This window comes from Nitrospirillum guaranorum (genome assembly GCF_034653275.1).
Classification (GTDB): domain Bacteria; phylum Pseudomonadota; class Alphaproteobacteria; order Azospirillales; family Azospirillaceae; genus Nitrospirillum.
In genome coordinates, this window is sequence record NZ_JAYEES010000001.1 from 533,808 (window position 1) to 553,732 (window position 19,925).

Consider the following 19,925-nt stretch of genomic DNA (forward strand, 5'->3'; position numbering starts at 1 on the left):
CTTTTTAGCGGTCGCGCACCACGCTCAGGCTGTAGGACATGTCGCCCACCTGCAGCTGATAGCCCATGCCCAGCATGGAACGGGACACGGTGGCGACCTCGCCGCCCTTCAGGTGGATGCGGGCGTTTTCCTGCGAGCGCCAGACCTGGCCGTTTTCCAGGGTGAAGATGGGCCGGCCGGCGGGGTCGGGGCGCATGGAGACGATGCGGGACTGGATGTTGTCCAGTTCCACCGCGACGGGCGGCGGGGGCGGCTCGTGCTTGCCGAAGGTGGCCTCGGTCTGGTCGGCCTTGGCGCTGGGCGGGCTGCCGAACGTGGGCTCCGCCGCCTTCTTCATCTCCGCCTCCAAGCCATCGCTGCTCTTGTCGAAGCAGGCCAGGCGCTGGTCCCGGTCGGCGATCTTCTTGCAGGCCACCACCTCGCCGGCGGCGCCGGGGGCGGTCGCCGCCTGGGCCGGTGCGGCCAGGGCCAAGAGGGCCGCCGCGAGGGGGGCGGCAATGCGGGCGTGCCTCATCCATTTTCTCCCATACCCCGCCACCAAGGGGGGCTGAACGCGAAAGGGGCCGGACCGGTTTCCCGATCGCGGCCCCGACTTTCGAGGATGGGGGCCCGGCGTCGCCGCCCGGCCCCCGCACTCATCAGAACTTCACCGTCGTACCGACGAAGAAGGTACGGCCGACGATGTCGTACGAACCGCCGCCACCCGTGGTGACCGGGAACGTGGCGTACGAACCGCCCTGGTACGAGCCCTGGTACAGGAAGGGCACGGCCGGGGGCATCTTGTCCGCCAGGTTGTTGATACCGCCGAACACCGTGATGTTCTTCCAGCGGTAGCGGGCGGAGACGTCGTGGTACCAGTAGGTCGGGATCTTGTTGAAATCAGCGATTTCAGCAGTGGAGTTCGGGAAGGTCTCGGACTCGCCGATGAAGCGGCTGGACCAGGTGACCGACAGGTTGTTCCAATCCCAGGTGCCGGTGAAGCGGCCCTTCAGGTGCGGATAACCGACGGTGCCGGCGCGGTACAGCTTGTTCTCGGCGTGGGCCGGGTCCTGGATGATGATGCTTTCCGGAACCCAGGAACCGGTGAAGCCCAGGTTCAGGCCGCCCATGTTCTCCAGGCCAACCTTGTCCAGTTCGAAGGCGTAGTCGACCTGGAAGTCCAGACCGCGCACCACTTCCTTACCGATGTTGACGGTGTTGCCATAGATGGTGGCGATGGAACCGTCCGCACGGCGGGTGATCAGGCCGCACTGCGCGGCGGCGCTCAGATCATAGCAGTTGGTCAGGATGGAGTTGGAGGTCAGCGCCGCCTGGCCCTGGGTGATCTTCACCAACCAGTAGTCGGCGGTGACGTTCAGGCCCGGGATGAAGGTCGGCGTGAACACGGCGCCGGCCGTCAGGGTGCGGCCGATTTCCGGCTTCAGGTTGATGTTGCCGCCCGTGCGGGTGGACGGGTTGCCGAAGTCGCTGGACTTATAGTTAGCGGGAACCACGGCCGAGCAGTTCGCAAAGCGGGTCGCACTGGCGTGGATGTTCTCAATCGAGCAAGGATCGCTGACGCCCAGGAAGTTGTCGCCGGCCGGGGTGAACAGGTCGTCGATGTTGGGCGCGCGCACCGCGCGGGCGATGCCGCCGCGCAGCTTCACGTCGTCGTTGACGGCCCAGCCGGCCTGGACGTTCCAGGTGCTGGCGGGACCGGCCAGCGAGTAGTCGGAGTAACGATAGGCCAGGTCCAGGTCCACGGCCTTGGCGAACGGCAGGTCGCGCAGGACGGGGACGCTCAACTCACCGTACACTTCCGTGGTGTCGTAGCTGCCGGAGACGGAACCGTTCTGGTTGCCGTAGATGGTACCGGTGGGCTGGTTCTGCAGGAAGTCGGTCTTGTCCACCGACTCTTCCTTCCGGTACTCGACGCCGGCGGCGAAGCTGACCGGGGCCATGGTGCCGGTGAACAGCGCCGGGAACTTGAACAGGTCGCCGTTCAGGTTGAAGGCGGCGTCGTGCTGCTGCAGCGTCGCCATTTCCTTGGTGTAGGTGTAGGCGTAGGCCTTCTGCGCGGCGGTCAGCGGGCCGACGACGAACGGGTTGATGGGGACGCAACCGTTGGCCTGGGCGGTGGCGTCGCGGCAAACGATCTTGCCGCCCACGTTCACGGCGTCCAGCTGCTGGTTGAACAGGCTGACGACCTTGTCGGTGTTCACGAAGCTGGTGCGGTTGCGGCCGTAATCGTAATAGGCCTCGTAGTGCCAGCCGTTGGTGAGGTCACCGTTCAGGCCGAACACGCCGCGCATCACCTCGTATTCGTAGGCGTATTCGCGCGGGCCATACCAGTCTTCGTTCAGACGGGTGATGGTGAGGTTGGGAATTGACGGGTTCGCCGCCAGGATGGCCTTCAGATCCGAAGGCAGATAGGCGTTGTCCCGCTGAATGGTCAGCGCGCCGGAACCCAACTGACCGTTGGTGCCGGTGGCGGGTGTGCCCGTGCCGTTGGTCATGGGCGTGGACCGGCTGGTGCCACGGCTGTCGGAATACTTCAGGTCGGCGAAGAAGTTCAGCGTGTCGATGGGGCCCAGGTCCTGCGCCAGGCGATAGTTGACCAGGGTATCGGCCACTTCGCGGATGTTGGGCGTGCGCAGGGTCAGGTACTTGGAGGTGTTGGCTCCATCACCGCCGATGGACACCGTGTCACCGGCGCTGGTGTTGCTCGTCGGCTTGTTGATGATGTTGCCGCGGTTGAAGGGAATCAAACCCGAGCCATCGGTCTTGAAGGTCAGGGCATATTGGCCGTAACCCGGGATGAAGGTACGGATCACCGGAGCGCCGCTGGCCGCGAACACCGACGACAGGGTCGGAGAGATGGTGATGCGGTCGGGGATGCCGTCGTTGGGAAGCTTGCTGGCCGGGTTGGCCACCAGGGAGTAGTTGTACAGCGCTTCCGGCCGGTCGCGGCCGTACAGGCCCAGGTCGTGGTTGTAGTCGACCGCCAGGGTGATGTTGCCGCGGCCGCCGTCGAAGTTGTGGCCGACGATGGCGCTGACGTCGGTCGACTGATAGCCATCCCCATCCGACCAGTTGTACTGGATGGTGGCTTCGGCGCCTTCGTAGTTCTTCTTGGTGATGACGTTGACCACACCGGCCACGGCGTCGGCGCCGTACACGGCGGAGGTACCGCCCGTCACCACTTCGATGCGCTCGACCAGCGCCGGCGGGATGCTGTTCAGGTCGACCAGCGAGGTGCCGCCCGAGCCGTTGCGGCCCGACAGCGAACCGACGTGGCGCTTGCCGTCCACCAGGGTCAGGGTGCGGTATTCACCCAGGCCGCGCAGGTTGGCGAAGTTCACGCCAGCGCCGTTGATGAAGCGGGCGTTGGTCGACGGACCCATGTCGTTCTGGGTCTGCGGCAGCTGGCTCAGCACGTCGACGGTCGAGGTCAGGCCGGTGGCCTGGATGGCCTCGGAATTGATGACCTGGACGGGGGTGGGCTGGGTCAGGTTGGGGCGCGCGATGCGCGAACCGGTGACGACGATTTCCTCAAGGGAATCATCGGCGGCGGCCTGCTGCTTCTGCTGGGCCTGGGCGGTGGTCGCGGCCAGCGCCATCAGGGCGCCCGCAGCGATGCCATGGCGCCACACCTTACGGCGGGCGGCGACGGAAATCTCCCTCATGCCTCTCCTCAATCTCTCTTCTATCTTGATCGTTGGCCGGCCCCCCAACGGCGTCCAGCCAGCCCGGCGCCCGGTTAAGTGGGGCAGGATTGCGACCAATTTCTTTTGCAGAAGTGCGATCGAGTAAACGGCGGATTTTGTAACAGTCTGTATCAACCGATAGGTGTGCGAATTTTGTCACATTTTTGATAACAGCAGAAACGCAAAGGTATCAAAAATGGAAATGTTATTACCTAAGGCCTATTCCGTGACCTATCGCCGCACCCACGGTCTCACCGAAACGAAAACGCGCCGCAACCAGGGGCGGCGGCGCGAGACTCGTTTGTTATCTGAATATTGTATAAGCTAATCAGCTTATTGCAGTGGTTTCCGGAATTTCAGCACGAAATTATCGGCCTCGCCCACCGCCAGATAACGATCCCGATCCTTATCCTTAAGCGCTAGGGTTGGCGGCAGGGTCCATACGCCTTCCGGCCAATCCTTGCTGTCCTTGGGATTGGCGTTGATCTCGGAACTGCCCACCAGCTCGAAACCGGCTTTCTTGGCCAGCGCGATGGCGTAATCCTGCCTTACGTAACCACTGGTTGCTTTCGGGTCCTGGGCCTGGGCGTCGCTGCCGCGATGATCCTCGATGCCCAGGATGCCGCCGGGCTTCAGCGCCCGATAAAAGGCCGCCATGGCCTCGTCCGCGTAGCCGCCGCCCATCCAATTGTGCAGGTTGCGGAAGGTGACGATCAGGTCGGCGCTGCCGGCGGGCGCGATGTCGAACCGGCCCCGGCCGAATTCCGTCACCTTGACCTTGCCGTAGCGCGCCGGGTCGGCGGCAAGTTTGGCGTCGAAGGCGGCGTTCTCGCGGTTGGCGTAGGCGCTGTCCGTGCCCCGGGGGTTGGCGGCGGCGTAGTAGGTGCCCCGGTCATGCAGGTAGGGCGCAAGGATCTCCGTCCAATAGCCGCCGCTGGGCGAGATCTCGACCACCGTCTGGTCCGGCGCCAGACCAAAGAAGGCCAGTTCCTGCAGGGGGTGGCGGGCGGCGTCGCGCGCCTGGAATTGGGGCGAGCGGGCGGGCGAGGCCACGATCTGCGCCAGCACGGGATCGGGCTTGGCCTCTTCGGCGCCCAGGGTGGGCAGGCTGAAGGCGGTGGCGCCGGCCAGGACGGCCAGCTGAAGCAAGGGCCGCAGACGCATGGGGGTGTTCCTCGGGGGCTTGTGGGCCATTCTGGGGGGCCGTTATGCCGGCCCGTCGTCATGAGCGTGAAAGTGTACGGGAAGAGAGCCCATCGGTGCTATGGGGCAGCCACCGGTGGTTCCATCCCCACATCGTGAAGCGGCCCCCCGGACGGGGTGTTCAACAGGTGATCGGCCAGCAACTTGGCGAAGCGGGGCAGGCGGGCGCGGCCGCGCGTGCAGACCTTCAGGTCGCGCACCGCCCAGCTGTCGGCCAGGGCGATGCAGCGGATGTCCATGGTCTGGGCGGCGCGCCGCGCCGTGGTTTCCGGCACGATGCCGATGCCGACGTTGCCCTCCACCAGGCGGCAGATGCCGTCGAAGCTGCGCAGTTGCACGCGCAGGCGCAGGCGCCGGCCGGCGCGGGCCGCGCGGTCGGACAGGAAGCGCTGCAGCGCCGCCGCCCGGTCCAGTCCCACCAGGTCGTGGTCCATCACCTCGGCGAAGGTCACGGTCTCGCGCCCGCCCAGCGGATGGGCGGGCGCGGCCACCAGGACGAACCGGTCCTGGCGGAAAGGGTAGGTTTCCAGGTCGCCCGTCTCCACCGTGCCGGCGACGATGCCGATGTCGCCGGTGCCGTCGGCGATGGCGGCCACGATCTCATCGCTCAACCGTTCCTCCACATCCACCGACACCAGGGGGTGGGCGTTCAGGAAGCTGCTCAGCAACTCGGGCAGGAATTCCGTCAGCGCGTTGGTGTTCGACAGGATGCGGACGTTGCCGGCCGCCCCGCCGGCATAGACGCTCAAATCCTCGCGCAGGCGTTCCGTCTGCTCCAGGATGGCGCGGGCATGGGCCAGCAGGGCGCGGCCGGCGGGGGTGGGTGTCACCCCGTGCCGTCCCCGGTCCAGCAGGGTGGCGCCCAGCGACACCTCCATGTTGCGGATGCGGGTGCTGGCCGCCGCAAGGGCCAGGTGCGCCCGTTCGGCGCCCCAGGTGATGCTGCCCGCCTCCACCACGTCGCGGAACAGGGCCAGATCGGTCAGGTCGAATTGCATGGAAGCCCCCTCCGCGGATCATCCTTCGTCATCGGCGAAGGCACACTGCGCGCAATACACATTGTTGCCAAGGGTTCGGCGACCGATACTTCGCCTGTGACGGAGCGATCGCACGAACCGACGCTCCACCGTCCGGGGCTCCGCATCGCGGGCGGCCCCTCGAAACCATAAAGGATTCCATCATGACCGGCCGCCTTTCCGGTGGCGCCGGCGGCGCGCTGTCGCGCGCGTTGCTGGGGCTGCTCCTGCTCGCCTTCATCCTCTTGCTGATGCTGCGCCCGGCCTTGTCGGTGGCGCTCGACAGCCAGGGCCATCCCTGCACCCTGGTGCGGGTGGTGCCGGATGTGGATGAGATGTCGCCGACACAGGTGGCGAAGCCCGGGCCACCCTCTTTCGGCCCGGACGCCTATGGCGACTGAGTCTCATTCGGCCGCAGGAAACGGGATGGCGGCGGTGGCGGCGCGGGGCAGGGTGGGCGCATCGACACCTCACAATCGGTTGCCATCATCATGACCCTGTCCTTCACCGTCACCGGCCTGGACCCGGCGCCCTTCGCCCCTCTGTTCGCCCTGGATGAGGTCGGCCTGCTGGCCGCTGGCGCGCGCCGCCAGGCGGTGGATGCCCCCGGGGCCTTCCCCTGCCGCGTCAGCCTGGATGATGCCCGGCCGGGGGAGCGTGTGGTGCTGGTGAACCATCAGCACCAGCCGGCCTTCACCCCCTATCGCTCCGCCCACGCCATCTATGTGCGCGAGGGCGTGGATGTGGCATGCCGCACGGTGGACGTCCTGCCGCCGGCCTTGCGGCGGCGCATCCTGTCCCTCCGCTGCTTTGACGCGGGTCATATGATCGTGACCGCCGACCTGGTGGACGGGGCGGAGGCCATTCCCGTCATCCGCCGTCTGATGGACCGGCCGGACGTGGCCTACATCCACGCCCATTACGCCAAATACGGCTGCTATGCCGCACGGATCGACAGGGCGTGATGCCGCTTTCCCGGGTAAGGCGCTTGCGTCGCCATCCCCGGGCAGGGGAATATCAGCGCCCCGCCAGCCCGGTGGGGCGCCGTCGCCATGCCGGCGGCCAGGATGACGGATCAGCGGACGGATGCGGCGGTCGCGGCAGCAGCGGGACAGGGTGACCATCCAGGACGTGGCCCAGCGCGCAGGCGTGTCCGCCATGACCGTGTCCAACGTCGTCAACCGCACCGGCAAGGTGGGGGAATCCACCCGCGCCCGGGTCGGCGCCATCATCGAGGAAATGGGCTATGTGCCCAGCCAGGCGGCCCGCCATCTGGTGGGGGCGGCCCCGGCGCGCATCGGGCTGATCTACCTCGACATCGAAAGCATGTTCCTCAGCCTGGCGCATGGCGAGGTGTCGGCCGCGGCGGCGGAGAAGGGCCTGCAACTGATGGTGCGCCGCGCCGCTGACGCCACCCCGGACACGGCGGTGGCCGTGGCCCAGTCGCTGGTGCGCTCGGGCGCCGACGCGCTGCTGCTCATCCCGCCCTTCGCCGAACTGCTGACCGGCGCGCCGGCCTTCCGCGCCCTGGCGGTGCCGTCGGCGGCCATCGCCACGGCCGGCACCCTGCCCGACATGGCGACGGTGCGCATCGACAACCACGCGGCGGGCCGGGCGGTGACCGAACTGCTGATCGCCCGCGGCTATCGTCGCATCGCCATCCTCACCGGCCCCGCCGGCCATTCCGACAGCGTCGCCCGGCTGGAAGGGTACAAGGCGGCCCTGGCGGGCCATGACATCCCCTTCCAGTCGGCCTTGTGCGCAGAGGGTCGTTTCAGTTTCGAAACGGGCCTTATCGCCGCCGATACCCTCCTGGATCTCGATCCCCGGCCGGACGCCATCATGGCGGCCAACGACGACATGGCCGCCGCCGCCCTGTGGGCCGCGCACCGGCGGGGGCTCGTGCCGCCCCGCGACCTGGCCGTCACCGGCTTCGACGACACGCTGGTGGCCACCCGGGTCTGGCCGGCGCTGACCACGGTGCGCCAGCCCATCAAGGACATGGCCAACCGCGCCATCGACCTGCTGATCGAGGCCTTGGGCAAGCAGCCGGCAGCGGGGATGGCAGCGGGGACGGCAGTGGCTATGGCGGCCGGAACCGCCCCGGCCAAGGCGCCGCGCGACGTCGTGCTGGACTTCACGCTGGTGGAACGCGGCTCCGTGCGGCCGGTGTAAATTCCGCTTCTGGTTTATCGTTAAACCCACCATCCTCCGCCCCATGAACATCATGTGGGGGCCGAGATGGGAGTGACCGCGCGCGATTTTCAGGCCGATGGGGCGCCAACGGACGCCGCCGGGGCGGGCGATGCCGTCGCCACGACCGCCACCGGCAAACAGCATTTCGAGGTGCTGGACGGCCTGCGCGGCACGGCGGCGATGCTGGTGGTGCTGTATCACATCCAGGGCATCACGGTCGATTTCGCGCAGGGGCGCCTGATGCTGCCACACGCCTATCTGGCGGTGGATTTCTTCTTCGCCCTGTCCGGCTTCGTCATCGGCTACGCCTATGACGACCGCTGGGGGCGCATGGGCGTGGCGGGTTTCCTGAAGGCGCGGCTGTTCCGCCTGCATCCGCTGGTGATCCTGGGCACTTTGTTCGGCTTCGGCGCCTATATTCTGGATCCGTTCGCCGGGGACACGCAGAACGCGTCGGTGGGGGCGCTGCTGGTGGCGCTGGGCATGGGGCTGCTGTTACTGCCCACTTGGCCCCTGCCCAATCGCTGGCTGGACACCCACACCCTGAACGGCGCCTCCTGGACGCTGTTCCAGGAATACATCGCCAACATCGCCTACGCCCTGGTGTTGCGTCGCCTGCCGACCCGTGCCCTGGGCATCCTGGCGGTGCTGGCCGGTCTGGTGCTGGCCGCCTGCGCCGTGACCATCGGCACGCTGGACCGGGGCTATGGCTGGGACAATTTGGGCATGGCGCCGGTACGCCTCTGCTTCCCCTTCCTGACCGGCCTGTGGCTTTACCGCGTGCACGATCGCCTGCCCCGCTCGCGGGTCGGCTATCTGCCCTTGTCGCTGCTGCTCATCCTGGCCTTCGCCGCCCCCAGCCTGCCGGAGGTGGGCGGCGTGAAGCTCAATGGCGTCTATGAGGCCGCGTGCGTCCTCCTGCTGTTCCCAGCCCTGGTCATGACCGGCGCCCATTCCAACCCCGGCCGGGGCTTGGGCCGCCTGTGCGCGGTGGCGGGCCGCCTGTCCTACCCGCTCTACATCACCCACTTTCCATTCCTGTACGTCTGGGCCAACTTCGTCGCCCACGGCGGCGCGGCGCCGTCCGTGATCACCGCCGTGGCCTTGGCCCTGATCCCCTTCGAACTGCTGGTCGCCTGGGCGTCCTCCACCCTCTGGGACATGCCTGTCCGCCGCTGGCTGCGGCGCTATTGAGGCCCCCAAGCCGGTGTGTGATTGGCAGCAACTCTTTGCGCGACCTCTAACATAACTAACTGAAATAAAACGATATTTTATGAGGCGACTCTTCATTGTCGGCGAAATTCGCAGCATTGGGGAGACGTAAAAAAGCCGGACCATCATCACGATGATCCGGCCTTCTCCCGAGATAGTGTCAAAAATTGGCTATGTCACAACGAAGATAAAATCTGTAACGCCCAATGCGAAATGCCGCCGATATATTCTTTGATCTTGAGATTGAGTTTAGTTCCCGACTTGATGCGCCAAGTTTCTTCATTAATTCACGATGTGATACGTATTTCTTTATAAATTCCTCAAAATCCTCTCTTGATGTGACCAAACGCTCTACGTTTGTAAGCCCATTTCTTTCTTTGAAGACCGGAAGATGGCCGTCTTTTATCAATTTCCTTACGATTCCATATCCAAACCCAGTTTCCTTGCAAATATCAAGCGACGATAGCGACGGCTTCTTTCTCTTGTTATTTACTACCAATGAAACTTCTTCGATGTCGAACATAATATCCGAGAGGCCATTTCGGCCATTGCCCATTGATGATTCCGTCAATTGCTTATTGATATTCATGGAAAACAGCTCAAGTTCCGAACTTCTCGCAACGACAGATGTCTTGGCGACGTCATAGCGCTGCTTGCCGTCAGCAAGATCGTTTTGGCATTGATCAATGATGGATTTCATGAAATTTTCCAAATCTTCTTTGAGGAAAAGATATTCAGAATTGGAGCCATTTTCGATCTTCTTGTATGGCTTAATCAAGCCACCATCCACGATCGACTTCATATTCTTTTTAGATGTACTGATATACAATCTTGCTGTCTCTATGCCCATGGAATTTTGCGTGATGTGCAACGCCCGCTCGCTCTTCTTATCGGCCTTGAAAACGATGCGGTCATCGCTGGAGTTTCTCTGACTCTCAGTGATGATATCCATGCTGTGCAGCAAGGAGCGGAGACGTTTACGGTGCACACCTGTCGCCTTCCGAGCCGCGTGAATGGACCACAGGCGTCGCGTCTCCAGCTTCTCGCCCAGCACCATCATTCCCGGGTCGGCAGGCAGCCTGTCCAGGAGCCACTCCCGGACCATGGTTCGCAGCCGCCCGTAGGACGGCTCGTCGCCGTCGGTCAGCAACCGATGCAGGTGCTTGAACAAGGCCGTTGCCCTTGCCTCGTTCCGGCCCTTCCAAAAGGGCTCGATCGCCTGTTCCAGAAACTGGAACAAGCCATTCTCTCCGCTTTCCAGCAGGTTGAAGCCCGCGTCACCGGCACGATGTAGAAAATTGTCGGATGCGATCAGCGGGTCCGTCAAGCACCCCTCCGCCAGGACGGCACCGACGGCCTCACAGAGGCGTCCTACGACGTGCAGCGGGAAATCATCGAGCCATGATTCCCTCTTGCCGCCCTTGCCCGCGAGACGATCCTGCAGATAGGCCTCAAGCCTTGACGGCCGGCGCTGCGCAGCTTGGCCGGCTAAGGCCTCGACGTCGATCCCGGCGATAGCGTTGGAGAAGTCCAGCGCCTCGAAGCGGTCGCCGCGCGCGATCCTCATAAGTGCCACGTTATGGACGGGACAGGTGCGGATCCAGCGGATCGCCCATTCGGCTCGCTGATAGGGGCCGGCCCCCTCCAGCGGCCACCTCGCCGCATCTGCGGCGAGGCAGCGGGGGCACGCGCGTACATGGGTCCACTTGACCGAGGACCGGACGACGACCTCTCCGCCGATGTCCAGGTATTCCCCCCGGGACCGGAACGAATGGCGCCCCAGAAGACCGGGGTCGGCGCCGCCCATCTCCGCCAGCCGGCGGAGCGTTTCCTCGTGGCCCTCCACCACGTCCCGGAAAGCCATCGAGAAATCGCCGCAGAACCGGCGGACGTCCGGACATCCGTTCCACATGGCCAACCTGCTGGCGAAACTGGTGGCGGTCTCATGCTCGCCATACGGTACGATCAGGCCCAAGGTCATGACCGCGCTCTCCGTCTGGCCTGTTGCCCCCCGTGTCGGCCTTGGCCGCCCTCCGGACGTGTGCGTGTCCTATCCGAAGGCTCCTGCAGGTCGTCGAGGCGGGAATTGGCGGGCTGCACCTCCTGCCAACCGTTGAGCAGGAAGATGTTCCCGTTCAACCGGCAGCCCCGTTCATGGGTATAGGCGTCGGCGAAATCCTCGATGCCCACCGTTGCCCTAGGTCCGCCACGGTCGAAGGCGGCAAGTACCGCCGCCCGACAGAGCTTGATGATCTCCCCGAACGCTCCCTCCGCCGCCGAGCAAAGGCGTTCCAGGAAATCGTTGTCCTGGAGGATCCCGTCCATCGCCATGCATCCGTGGTCGGATACGACATCCTTGACCAATTTGCGGAGACGGTCCGTGTTCTGGCGGAACGACAGGCTGTCGAAGCGGACCGTCCGGCTCCGGCGTTCAACCTGCCGGTCATGTCCGGCGAAGGAGGATACAGTCGGCAACCCTGAAATGATCAGGCTGATAGGCCAGCCGTCCGTTTGAAGCAGGGACTTGATCGTGTCGCAGATCTTCGTCAGGTCCTTGTCTGTGCCCCGACCCATCGCGTGGTGGGCTTCGTCGAGCCAAACGAACTTGATGGCATGCCTCCTCAGGTGAGTCCTGACCATCTTCCAGATGAGGTGGTCAGCGCGTTCGGTTTCCAGTTCATAGTCCATGGCGTCGAGGAAGGCCCACCCCAGGGCCTTCAGGGTACAGGGGGACGGCGTCAGCACCGACAACAGCCCCTGCTCCTTCACGGATGGAACCCTCCTGAGGCACTGATTGATGGATAGGGTCTTCCCAGCCCCGGACGGGCCGGCGACCACCAGCAATCTTCCTTCCGGGCGGGGCAGCTTGGCGGATACGAACATCCAGTCCACCAAATGCAGCATTTCCTTTTCGAGATGCTTGTCCCGGCCGGTCCTGAAGAATGGCGCGTGAAGCCGCTCCATCAGTTCGCAGCGAATCTCACGGTCGATCGTCATTCGTCCGCCTCCGTGACCCAGTCCTCGCACGCATCGTCGTCGACATCAGCGGCCGGCTCCGGCAGCGGTGTCCGGTCCATAGGAGGTCCCGCCGGCAAGGCGGCGCCCCCGTCCGTCCATCCGAAGATGTCGTCGTCCTCACCGTCGGACTCCTCGATGCCTTGCCCGCCCGTGACGAACTCGAAGGGCTTCCCGAGCTTGCGGTCGAAGGCGTCGAAATCCTCACCACGGAGGATCACCTTGCCCAGTTCGGCCCGTTCAGCCGCCGCCGTGCTGGAGTCCCGGATGGCCAGGATGGCGGCGTTGACGGCGGAGGCGGAGGCCTTGGCCATGTCCGCATGGCGACGGCGCAGTTCCTCCGTGGCGGCGCGCCATTCCCGCCAGGTGACACCGGCGAGATCCAGTCCTCCCACCGCGGGCTTCACCGAAAGCCATTGGCCGTCCGGGGCCTGGACGGAAATCGCACCGAGGTCGAAGCGGTCCACCCGGACCCTGACGGCCTGATTCCTGAAGGTCCGGCGAAGCTGTTGCAGTTCCCGCGACTGGTAGTGGATCCCCAGGACGCATACGCCGCCGGCCTGGATGCGCCGCTCGCACACGATCCCGAAGATGTTCCTGCGCTGGGTGGCGTTCGGCGGCGGGGCTGCGCCGTACTGCTTGGTAAGGCGCAGCCACGCGTTGCGCGGCGTCTCACCCGCCAGGCCGGCGTGAGGGGTGTTGTGGTAGCAGTCGAGCACCCACAGGATTAGGGTCCGGTTCAGTTCCTCGATGTCGATGCTGGCGTTCTCTTCTGAATCGTAGTCGCCTTTGGCGACGACGTTCTCGAATGTCTGGCCGGTGAAATTCCGGGTGAATTGTCGCTGGAGGGTTCCGAAGATCCTTTCCACCGTTCCCCTCATCTCCGGCAGACCGGCCGGCGGGTAGACGGCCCTGGCCTTGAGCGCGGCGATAACGCCCTTGGTCAGGTCGGCGATGAAGGCCGATCCGGAATCCATGACGACCTCGTCGAAGGTCCCGGCCATGTCCCAGCGCGTCTTGGCACCGGCGGCGGCGCTCAGGTGGGACTTGTCCGATACGACCATCTCCAGGGTGGCGATGGCGCTGGATGGCGACGGGGCATCCATAGTCAGGCGCATCGCGAGGATGCATCGCGTGGCGCAGTCGATGGCAAGGGAAAGCCAGGGCCGCAGCTTCCCGACCGCCTTCTGCTGTTCCTTGGAGAGGCTGGACCAGACGCCGGCCTTGATGAGAAGCACGTGCAGGTCGAACTGCATCTCATCCATCTCGATCCGCTCCAGTGGCCGGGTCACGAACTTGCCGCCGTTTACGGCGCCGAACATGCGGCGGGCCTTTTCCCAGCCTTCGCGGCCGACGGCGACGTGGAAGGGATCGATCGCGTCCACCATCTTGTCGAAGGTACGATGACTGACGGATTGGTACGGAAGCCGCCCTTCCGTCAGCCGCCGTTCGTTCTCGATGGCCAGTGCCGCGTTGTATTGCGCGAACAGTGCTGACTTGGTCCGTCTTTCAGAACTCGCGTACTCCTCCGCATGGCGCGCGGCGAATTCCCAGGACTCGGCGTCCTTGCGCGGACGGATGTTGCCGCCCTTTCCAGGGATCAGCGCCAGGGGATCGAAGCCGGTGTCGCGGTAAGCCTTCAGCCAAAGGCGGAGCGTGCTGGGACGCGGCGGCACGGGGATTTCGAGGACGGTGCCGCATCGGCCGCTGCCTCCCTGCCGGCGGAGCAGGTCGGCTGCGACATTGCGGTTGATGGCTGCGATGGCAGCGGCCATCGACGCGTCCGATCGCGTCGCCTTCCTTTCCTGTACCATGGCCAGGAAGCGGTCGCAGAAGGCTTGGCGCCAAAGGACTGTGCGCAGCACCTCCTGGGGCAGGTCCGGCAGGCTTTCGACCTTCTGGCTGGTCCGCAGGCGGGCCGACGTGCGGGTGAACCAGCCGCGGTCGACCTTGAGCCTGGATTGCCTGTGGAGGGTGTGGATTTCCTCATGGGAAAAGCTTTCGAACACGTCGTCGTGGTCGAGGCGTCGGAGCGTGTGTCCGAATTCGCCCATATGTTCCGGCCTGTATTCGACACCGTTGATCGTGACCTTGTCGAATTCGGTCAGGCGAAAGGGGGCCGCCGCGGTGGCGACAAGGGAAAGCAGGTGACGGCTGCGCATGATGGTTCTCCTGGTCTCGGTGTGCCTGAGCGGTTTCAGTGACGGCGAAGCGGAGGTTGCGTAGGCTCCACCATGGCTTCAGGTTGGATCGGACCCCTGCCTGCCAGTCTCAGGCAGCCCTCGTCGATGAGGCATGCCGTGGCGACGTAGCCTCGCGGGCCAATGCCGGCCATTCGGACAAGATCCGCGATTGGGAGTCTGCCGCGTAGCGTCGAGACGACCTTGGCGACCACGTCGATGTCGGCCTGGCTACGCTGTCGCCGCGCCCAGATGATGGTCCGTGCGGCGTCCGCCCTGGACTTGGTGATCTTGTCCTCTGCCAGAACGGTAAATCGATCTGCGAAGTCCGGTACCTGCAGCCGGATCAGGGACAGGATTTCCCTGATCCGGCTCCGCTCGATCTTGGAGGATGGCTTGACGGCAATGGCGATCCTGGCACCGTCAAACAGAGTGACCCGGAAGTCGAAGGTGTGCCCTCTACGGAGGCCGTTCGGGTCGACGTATTCGACCTCGGGCGGCTGGTCCTCGATCCCCACCACCCGATGATCGGTCATCAGGATGCAGGCCAGGTCCATTTCTAGCCGGCTTTCGAAGACCATGGTGCGGTTGGCGCGGTCGTAGAACAGTTCACCGCGGAACGAGGCGCGTGATCGGGCTGGTGGCTGGCGGCTTGCCGTCGTGGCTGCTGGCGGTGACCAGATGCCGCTATCGGACGTATGGTCCGTGTCCGGTTCTAGGAAGGTGGTGGTGGTGGCCGGCAAGATTGCCGGCCCGACCCTGCCTTGTCGGCGGGCGTGAAGATGGCGCGCGATGGCGCGTTCCTTCGTCATGTCAGCCTCCGTCCCGGAAGCCGCCTTCGCTGACGCCGCCGGGGGTGATGTCCTGGGGTACTGGGGCGGGGGCGGCCCTGGCCTCCACGATGCGCGGCTGTTCGCGGCAGTCGGGGGCGGGGCGGCCTCGGCGGTGAGCCTGGGCGGAGCGTGGCTCCGGAGGCTCAGCGTATTATTATGGGACGGAGGGCTATGCGGGCGGCCGGGGCCGCGCCAGACTCACTGAGTACGGCCGGGATGGCGGGGCAGGGCGAAGGCCCTCCGGTAATTCGGAATGTCGTGATGGTCGTCATTGGATGGTCCTTTCCTCGTTGGAACTGATCCTCAGCAGGGCAACCACTTCGGCGGCGCTGATCGCCTCCTTGGCGATCAGGTGGCTGGCGACCGCTTCGACGGCCGCGCGGTGGTGGTCGATAAGCTCTTTGACGCTGGCGTATTGAACGCCCAGGATGTGCTCCACCCGTTTGGCGAGCGCCGGGTTCAGCCCGAGGGTCTGCGGCAGGTTCTCCGCCGTCACCTGGCCGGTCCAGGCCAGTTGTCCGCCGAGGCCGTGGCAGGTGAGCATGCGCGCCACCAGCAGCGTCGCCTTGGCAAGGTCGCTGTCCTCATCGCCCCCGGCGCCGCTGGTGGGCGTCCCCAGGACGATTTCCTCCGCCGCACGACCGGCAAGCAGAATCCGGATCAACGCCATCATGTCGGCCTGGCCCAGGACCTCGTTCCCGGCCATGGCGTAGTACGTGCCCGCGAGGCCGTTACGCGTGGGCGTGGGGGCGATCGAGGCCGACACCAGGAAACCAGGGCGCAGGAGCGTGGCCGCGACCGAATGGCCGGCTTCGTGGACGGCGCAGAGCCGGCGAAGGGCGGGGTCGAGGAACTGGACGGCAGTTTCCACCGGTCGGAATTCCGCCTCCAGGTCTGCGAGCACCATCTCGCGTCCCTCGGCGCGGGCCCGGCTCCGGGCGCCGCGGACCGCGTACTCGCAGTCCGCGCCGGAACCGCCGGCCGCCATGGCGGCAATGCTGGAAAGGTCGACGCCGGCGAGGGTCTCCGCACCCAGGTGGTAGCGCAAGATCTCAGCCAGCGCCGCCTGGTCCGGGTAGCCAATTCTTATTATCCGCTCCATCCGCCCCGGGCGGACGAGCGCCGGGTCCAGGAGAGCGGGAAAATTGCAGGCGCCGACGACGATGGTCCCGGGGCGGCCGTGAGCGCCGTCGAGAAGTTCCAGGAAGAAGTTCATGATCTGGTGGTTGTAGCTTTCGTGGCGGGGATTGCCCCCGGAGCGGCGCGCCGGGAAAGCGTCGAGTTCGTCGACAAAGAGGATGCAGGGCGCCTGTGTCGCCGCGTCCTCGAAGCTCTGGGCCATGGCCGCCAGCATGTCGCCCTGATGGCCTGCGGACTGCCACTGGCCATGGGAAGCGGTGACCAATGGGACCTTGCACTTCGCGGCCAGGGTCATCAGTTGCAGGGTCTTGCCGGTGCCTGACGGCCCCGCCAGAACAAGCCCCTGGCCAGCGACCTCATGCCAGGCGATGCGGCCTTCACGGTAATCCCGGAGGTCCCGGCGCAGGGCCTCGGCCCACTTCACGAACTCAGGCATGCCCGGCAGGTAGGCCGGCTCGGGCATAACCCGGGGGATGCGGGCCAGCGCCACGCGCTCCAGCCGTTCGACCCAGGTGTCGACCACCGTGGACGCACGGGCTGCCAGCCGCAGGTCCAAGGCGTTGAGGACCCCGCACAAGGCGTCGGGGAGCGACCGTCCGGGGCGTCGGCCGCCGCATTCCTCGATCGCCACGGCCAGCCTGCGCCACGTGAGCGGCGGCAGGGAGAGCTTGAAGTCGGCCGCCTCGGCGAAGGCCTGCGGTAAGTCTTCCCCGGCTGCGGCGATGTAAACAACCCCGGTGCCGCTTCCGAGGCTGTCCGCCGCGGCTTCGTCCATCGGCCCCAAATCCTGCCTCGGGGAGATCCCGTTGCGGTGCAGCGCTACCCAGTTCGGGAGGGCGTCCGGAGGATCCAGGTCGTCGGGATCCAGGCCTTGGGAGACTGGGCGGCCGACACTGATCCCCTGCAGGACGGATGCCGCGACCGTCACTGCGGGCCTCACCCAGCTCCGGTCCGGGACGGTGATGGCGATTGCAAGCGCAAGCCGGCCGCCATCGAGGGCCTCGGCAAGGCCCGGCGTGGCGCCGACCGCATCCCGGATGCACGCTGCGATGGCCGCGCGCTCCAGGCCGGGCGCATGTCGGTACAGCGTGGCTGGCGCCGGGAGTTCAAGATGGTCGTCGCGCCGGAAACGTTCGGCCAGGCGGTCGAGCCCATCGAGGCCACTCCCGGTGCCGGGGGAGGTATGGGGTGGCGCCTCTCGGAGATTGGAAGCCTGGACCGGCTTGCGCAGCTTCTGGGTCGCCGGGGTGGCGGGGATGCGGGGCATGGGGGCTCCTTCCAGCGGGACGGGTGCCGCCGGTTCGTGAGGTTTTGGGGAGGAGAGGGAGGCTGGCGCTACGAAGCCCTACCGGTCGTTCACCGGCGGCTGGGAGGGGCAGCGGCGATGGGATAAACGCCAGCTGTCGATTGCCGCCCAGGGCGACGGCCGGCTGCGGAAAGCCTGTGCCTCGCGCATCAACGAGCAGGCCCAGGCCTGGATTTCAGAAGCGCTGCCAGGGGGAAGCCAGGCCAAAACCAGCTTGGAATTGTGTTCGGGACGCACGATCTCTCCTTCCTGGCGGAGCGGAAGCCTCGCCGGTCAAGTTGATCGCGGCGGGGAATCCGCCAGGATCAGCGGTCGCGCAGTTGCGCGCCGAAGCTCGAAAAATGCTGGTTGGGGTTGGGGCCAATCAACTGAGCTGTAATGACCCTGCTCAAGTCAAGCAGGCGTATTTTCAAGCATGGGGAGGTTTTTGCGCCTCAGCGCGTGGGCATCGTCGCGGCTTTTTTAACAAGCCGATGGTAAATCGACGATACCTGGATGCGGGAGCCGTGAATGCTCGACCGATCCGACTTATGCGATTTCTGCAGGAAGGAGGTTTCGTAAGACATTTAACCGCTCCTTTCCTCGCTTCGTGTTGCATAAGTTGACTTACGCTGACACGTAATTTGGCAGCCGTCCAGATCCAAAATATGGCAATGGCGGGTTGCGGCACACGCATAGCGGTTAATTCTAGATTTGCACCCCTCCTCGCGATGCGAGTTCCGCCCCGATGCGGTTGGCAGCCGCCACCGCGAAGATCGAGGGCAGCAGCACCAGTCCAATGAAGAAAAACAGACACCCCACCGCGCAAATAATGACCGCGGCGACCAAGCCAGACGTGCCCGGCACCGTGTAGTAGATCTTCCCGGACGGAAGTCGGACGCCGATGAGGGAATGGCCATTGCCGGTCTTCGTCACCCATATCGTGGCTTCCTCGCCCAGGCACTCGCGCAGGTAGACGTCGAGAGCCGCGGGGACGTGGAGGTTCGTCATGATAATCGGCGCGGAATTGCCTACGGCCGCCAGCTCGACCATCGAATACAGTCGGCTGTTGTCATCGAGTACGGAGTTGCCGAGGCGATGCAACCGGCCGCTGATCTCTTCGTTTGGCTTCATCCTTGGGCCTGTCAAATACGATGGATAGAATCCGACAGGCACCGGCCGCGCGAGGGGCCGGTGCCTGGCCTCGGTGATGCTGGGATCATTTCACGCGGGTAAACGGGATCCCGCCATTCGGTGTGCCCTCGATGAAGATGCGGTCACCATCGACCCTGATCGCGATCGCGCCGATCTCGCCCTGCCCCTCCACCTTGGCGAACCAATGGTCGTCGCGGTGTTCGAAGCTCACCATCAGCGGTGCGCCGCCGTTCAAGATCATCGATCCGGACTTGAACTCGATCTGCTCGCCCAGAGACGACGCGGCAGCCTTCTCGAATTCCGAGGCGCCTGCGGGCAAATCCAGCTTCCACTTGCCGATGAGCGGGTTCCGGTCCCCGCAGCCGGCCAGGAAGAGGCAGAGCGAGGTGGCGAAGAGGATGGCGCGGCCGGAGAGCCGGCCGGATGAGAGGAGGCGGGGCATGGGGGGACCTGATGGAGGGCGGGAAGGAGGTTGGAAGGCGAGGTGGCCCTCATGGCCGGGGCGACCCGGGGATGGGCGCCGTGGGTCGGCCTGCTAGCCGACTTAAGATATATATGATGGTATTGGCTTTTGCAACCGCGTGTTTTTCGCGGATGGCGGAAGACATCAGGATCCAGTTCGGTAAGCTGTTGCGGCAGCAGCGGAAGGTGAAAGGCCTGACGCAGGAGGAGCTTGCCGGGCGGGCAGGTATGGCCGTGCCATATCTCAGCGACCTGGAGCGCGGCAAGTGGAACCCCAGTCTGGCGATGATCGTGGATCTCGCCCGCGGGTTAGGCGTCGAGGCCTGGGAAATCCTGCACGGGCTGGAGATCGACCGGGGCGGCACTGATGGCGGCGGGGACGACGGGGATGGGCCGGAGCTTCCGGAGAGGAAGCGGGGCGGGGTGTGAGTGGGTGGAGGTGGCCGGCCTGTCGCAGGAGGAGCTTGCCTTTCATTTCATGCCGACCTCGACGTCGACTACCTGTCGAATCTGGAAGGCGATCAGTGGAACCCCAGCCTGGC

At 65.2% G+C, this 19,925-nt stretch carries 16 protein-coding genes; 5 read left to right on the forward strand and 11 right to left on the reverse strand.

Annotated features, from left to right (window positions below; all coding sequences use genetic code 11):
- Positions 1-4: 4 nt before the first annotated feature.
- The 4 genes from UAJ10_RS02075 to UAJ10_RS02090 form a co-directional block, all read right to left on the reverse strand.
- On the reverse strand, positions 5-514 hold the full coding sequence (locus tag UAJ10_RS02075) for a hypothetical protein (protein ID WP_322913711.1): 510 nt from the start codon (positions 512-514) through the stop codon (positions 5-7).
- Between the two features lie 124 nt (positions 515-638).
- Positions 639-3,665, reverse strand: a complete 3,027-nt coding sequence (locus UAJ10_RS02080) for a TonB-dependent receptor domain-containing protein (protein ID WP_322913712.1) — start codon at positions 3,663-3,665, stop codon at positions 639-641.
- 354 nt (positions 3,666-4,019) lie between these two features.
- The gene (locus UAJ10_RS02085) at positions 4,020-4,850 is read right to left on the reverse strand and encodes a class I SAM-dependent methyltransferase (protein WP_322913713.1); all 831 of its coding nucleotides are present in this window, start codon (positions 4,848-4,850) and stop codon (positions 4,020-4,022) included.
- Between the two features lie 98 nt (positions 4,851-4,948).
- Positions 4,949-5,887 carry a LysR substrate-binding domain-containing protein gene (locus UAJ10_RS02090; RefSeq protein ID WP_322913714.1) on the reverse strand — a complete coding sequence of 313 codons (939 nt, stop codon included), beginning with the start codon at positions 5,885-5,887 and terminating at the stop codon, positions 4,949-4,951.
- A gap of 182 nt (positions 5,888-6,069) precedes the next feature.
- On the opposite strand from UAJ10_RS02090, the gene UAJ10_RS02095 reads away from it, so the two are divergent.
- The 4 genes from UAJ10_RS02095 to UAJ10_RS02110 all read left to right on the forward strand — a co-directional run bounded on the left by UAJ10_RS02095 (position 6,070) and on the right by UAJ10_RS02110 (position 9,295).
- Positions 6,070-6,306 carry a hypothetical protein gene (locus UAJ10_RS02095; RefSeq protein WP_322913715.1) on the forward strand — a complete coding sequence of 79 codons (237 nt, stop codon included), beginning with the start codon at positions 6,070-6,072 and terminating at the stop codon, positions 6,304-6,306.
- Positions 6,307-6,396: 90 nt separating this feature from the next.
- Entirely contained in the window at positions 6,397-6,870 is a 474-nt protein-coding gene (locus tag UAJ10_RS02100; protein ID WP_322913716.1) for a DUF1203 domain-containing protein, read from the forward strand.
- A gap of 121 nt (positions 6,871-6,991) precedes the next feature.
- Complete coding sequence (locus UAJ10_RS02105) at positions 6,992-8,080, forward strand: LacI family DNA-binding transcriptional regulator (protein ID WP_322913717.1); 1,089 nt, start codon at positions 6,992-6,994, stop codon at positions 8,078-8,080.
- Positions 8,081-8,146: 66 nt separating this feature from the next.
- Positions 8,147-9,295 (forward strand): acyltransferase family protein, encoded by a 1,149-nt coding sequence (locus UAJ10_RS02110; protein WP_322913718.1) that lies wholly within the window; start codon positions 8,147-8,149, stop codon positions 9,293-9,295.
- Positions 9,296-9,473: 178 nt separating this feature from the next.
- On the opposite strand, the gene UAJ10_RS02115 is transcribed toward UAJ10_RS02110, so the two are convergent.
- The 7 genes from UAJ10_RS02115 to UAJ10_RS02145 all read right to left on the reverse strand — a co-directional run bounded on the left by UAJ10_RS02115 (position 9,474) and on the right by UAJ10_RS02145 (position 19,363).
- A complete protein-coding gene (locus UAJ10_RS02115) occupies positions 9,474-11,294 on the reverse strand; it encodes a TniQ family protein (RefSeq protein ID WP_322913719.1) in 1,821 nt (606 codons plus the stop codon).
- Positions 11,291-12,310: an ATP-binding protein gene (locus UAJ10_RS02120; protein ID WP_322913720.1), complete on the reverse strand. Its 1,020-nt coding sequence runs from the start codon at positions 12,308-12,310 to the stop codon at positions 11,291-11,293. Before UAJ10_RS02120 ends, UAJ10_RS02115 begins: the two co-directional genes overlap by 4 nt.
- Positions 12,307-14,490: a Mu transposase C-terminal domain-containing protein gene (locus UAJ10_RS02125; protein ID WP_322913721.1), complete on the reverse strand. Its 2,184-nt coding sequence runs from the start codon at positions 14,488-14,490 to the stop codon at positions 12,307-12,309. Before UAJ10_RS02125 ends, UAJ10_RS02120 begins: the two co-directional genes overlap by 4 nt.
- A 35-nt stretch (positions 14,491-14,525) precedes the next feature.
- Positions 14,526-15,320 (reverse strand): TnsA endonuclease N-terminal domain-containing protein, encoded by a 795-nt coding sequence (locus UAJ10_RS02130; protein WP_322913722.1) that lies wholly within the window; start codon positions 15,318-15,320, stop codon positions 14,526-14,528.
- Between the two features lie 289 nt (positions 15,321-15,609).
- Positions 15,610-17,748 (reverse strand): AAA family ATPase, encoded by a 2,139-nt coding sequence (locus UAJ10_RS02135; protein WP_322913723.1) that lies wholly within the window; start codon positions 17,746-17,748, stop codon positions 15,610-15,612.
- A gap of 726 nt (positions 17,749-18,474) precedes the next feature.
- Positions 18,475-18,900 carry a hypothetical protein gene (locus UAJ10_RS02140; RefSeq protein WP_322913724.1) on the reverse strand — a complete coding sequence of 142 codons (426 nt, stop codon included), beginning with the start codon at positions 18,898-18,900 and terminating at the stop codon, positions 18,475-18,477.
- An 85-nt stretch (positions 18,901-18,985) separates the two neighbouring features.
- A complete protein-coding gene (locus UAJ10_RS02145; RefSeq protein ID WP_322913725.1) occupies positions 18,986-19,363 on the reverse strand; it encodes a hypothetical protein in 378 nt (125 codons plus the stop codon).
- A gap of 113 nt (positions 19,364-19,476) precedes the next feature.
- On the opposite strand from UAJ10_RS02145, the gene UAJ10_RS02150 reads away from it, so the two are divergent.
- Positions 19,477-19,812: a helix-turn-helix domain-containing protein gene (locus tag UAJ10_RS02150; protein ID WP_322913726.1), complete on the forward strand. Its 336-nt coding sequence runs from the start codon at positions 19,477-19,479 to the stop codon at positions 19,810-19,812.
- Positions 19,813-19,925: the final 113 nt, after the last annotated feature.

Bases quoted from the DNA above. Each gene is read 5' to 3' on its own strand.
- UAJ10_RS02075 (WP_322913711.1), bottom strand. From the start codon at position 514: ATGAGGCACGCCCGCATTGCCGCCCCCCTCGCGGCGGCCCTCTTGGCC.
- UAJ10_RS02080 (WP_322913712.1), bottom strand. From the start codon at position 3,665: ATGAGGGAGATTTCCGTCGCCGCCCGCCGTAAGGTGTGGCGCCATGGC.
- UAJ10_RS02085 (WP_322913713.1), bottom strand. From the start codon at position 4,850: ATGCGTCTGCGGCCCTTGCTTCAGCTGGCCGTCCTGGCCGGCGCCACC.
- UAJ10_RS02090 (WP_322913714.1), bottom strand. From the start codon at position 5,887: ATGCAATTCGACCTGACCGATCTGGCCCTGTTCCGCGACGTGGTGGAG.
- UAJ10_RS02095 (WP_322913715.1), top strand. From the start codon at position 6,070: ATGACCGGCCGCCTTTCCGGTGGCGCCGGCGGCGCGCTGTCGCGCGCG.
- UAJ10_RS02100 (WP_322913716.1), top strand. From the start codon at position 6,397: ATGACCCTGTCCTTCACCGTCACCGGCCTGGACCCGGCGCCCTTCGCC.
- UAJ10_RS02105 (WP_322913717.1), top strand. From the start codon at position 6,992: ATGCGGCGGTCGCGGCAGCAGCGGGACAGGGTGACCATCCAGGACGTG.
- UAJ10_RS02110 (WP_322913718.1), top strand. From the start codon at position 8,147: ATGGGAGTGACCGCGCGCGATTTTCAGGCCGATGGGGCGCCAACGGAC.
- UAJ10_RS02115 (WP_322913719.1), bottom strand. From the start codon at position 11,294: ATGACCTTGGGCCTGATCGTACCGTATGGCGAGCATGAGACCGCCACC.
- UAJ10_RS02120 (WP_322913720.1), bottom strand. From the start codon at position 12,310: ATGACGATCGACCGTGAGATTCGCTGCGAACTGATGGAGCGGCTTCAC.
- UAJ10_RS02125 (WP_322913721.1), bottom strand. From the start codon at position 14,490: ATGCGCAGCCGTCACCTGCTTTCCCTTGTCGCCACCGCGGCGGCCCCC.
- UAJ10_RS02130 (WP_322913722.1), bottom strand. From the start codon at position 15,320: ATGACGAAGGAACGCGCCATCGCGCGCCATCTTCACGCCCGCCGACAA.
- UAJ10_RS02135 (WP_322913723.1), bottom strand. From the start codon at position 17,748: ATGCCCCGCATCCCCGCCACCCCGGCGACCCAGAAGCTGCGCAAGCCG.
- UAJ10_RS02140 (WP_322913724.1), bottom strand. From the start codon at position 18,900: ATGAAGCCAAACGAAGAGATCAGCGGCCGGTTGCATCGCCTCGGCAAC.
- UAJ10_RS02145 (WP_322913725.1), bottom strand. From the start codon at position 19,363: ATGCCCCGCCTCCTCTCATCCGGCCGGCTCTCCGGCCGCGCCATCCTC.
- UAJ10_RS02150 (WP_322913726.1), top strand. From the start codon at position 19,477: ATGATGGTATTGGCTTTTGCAACCGCGTGTTTTTCGCGGATGGCGGAA.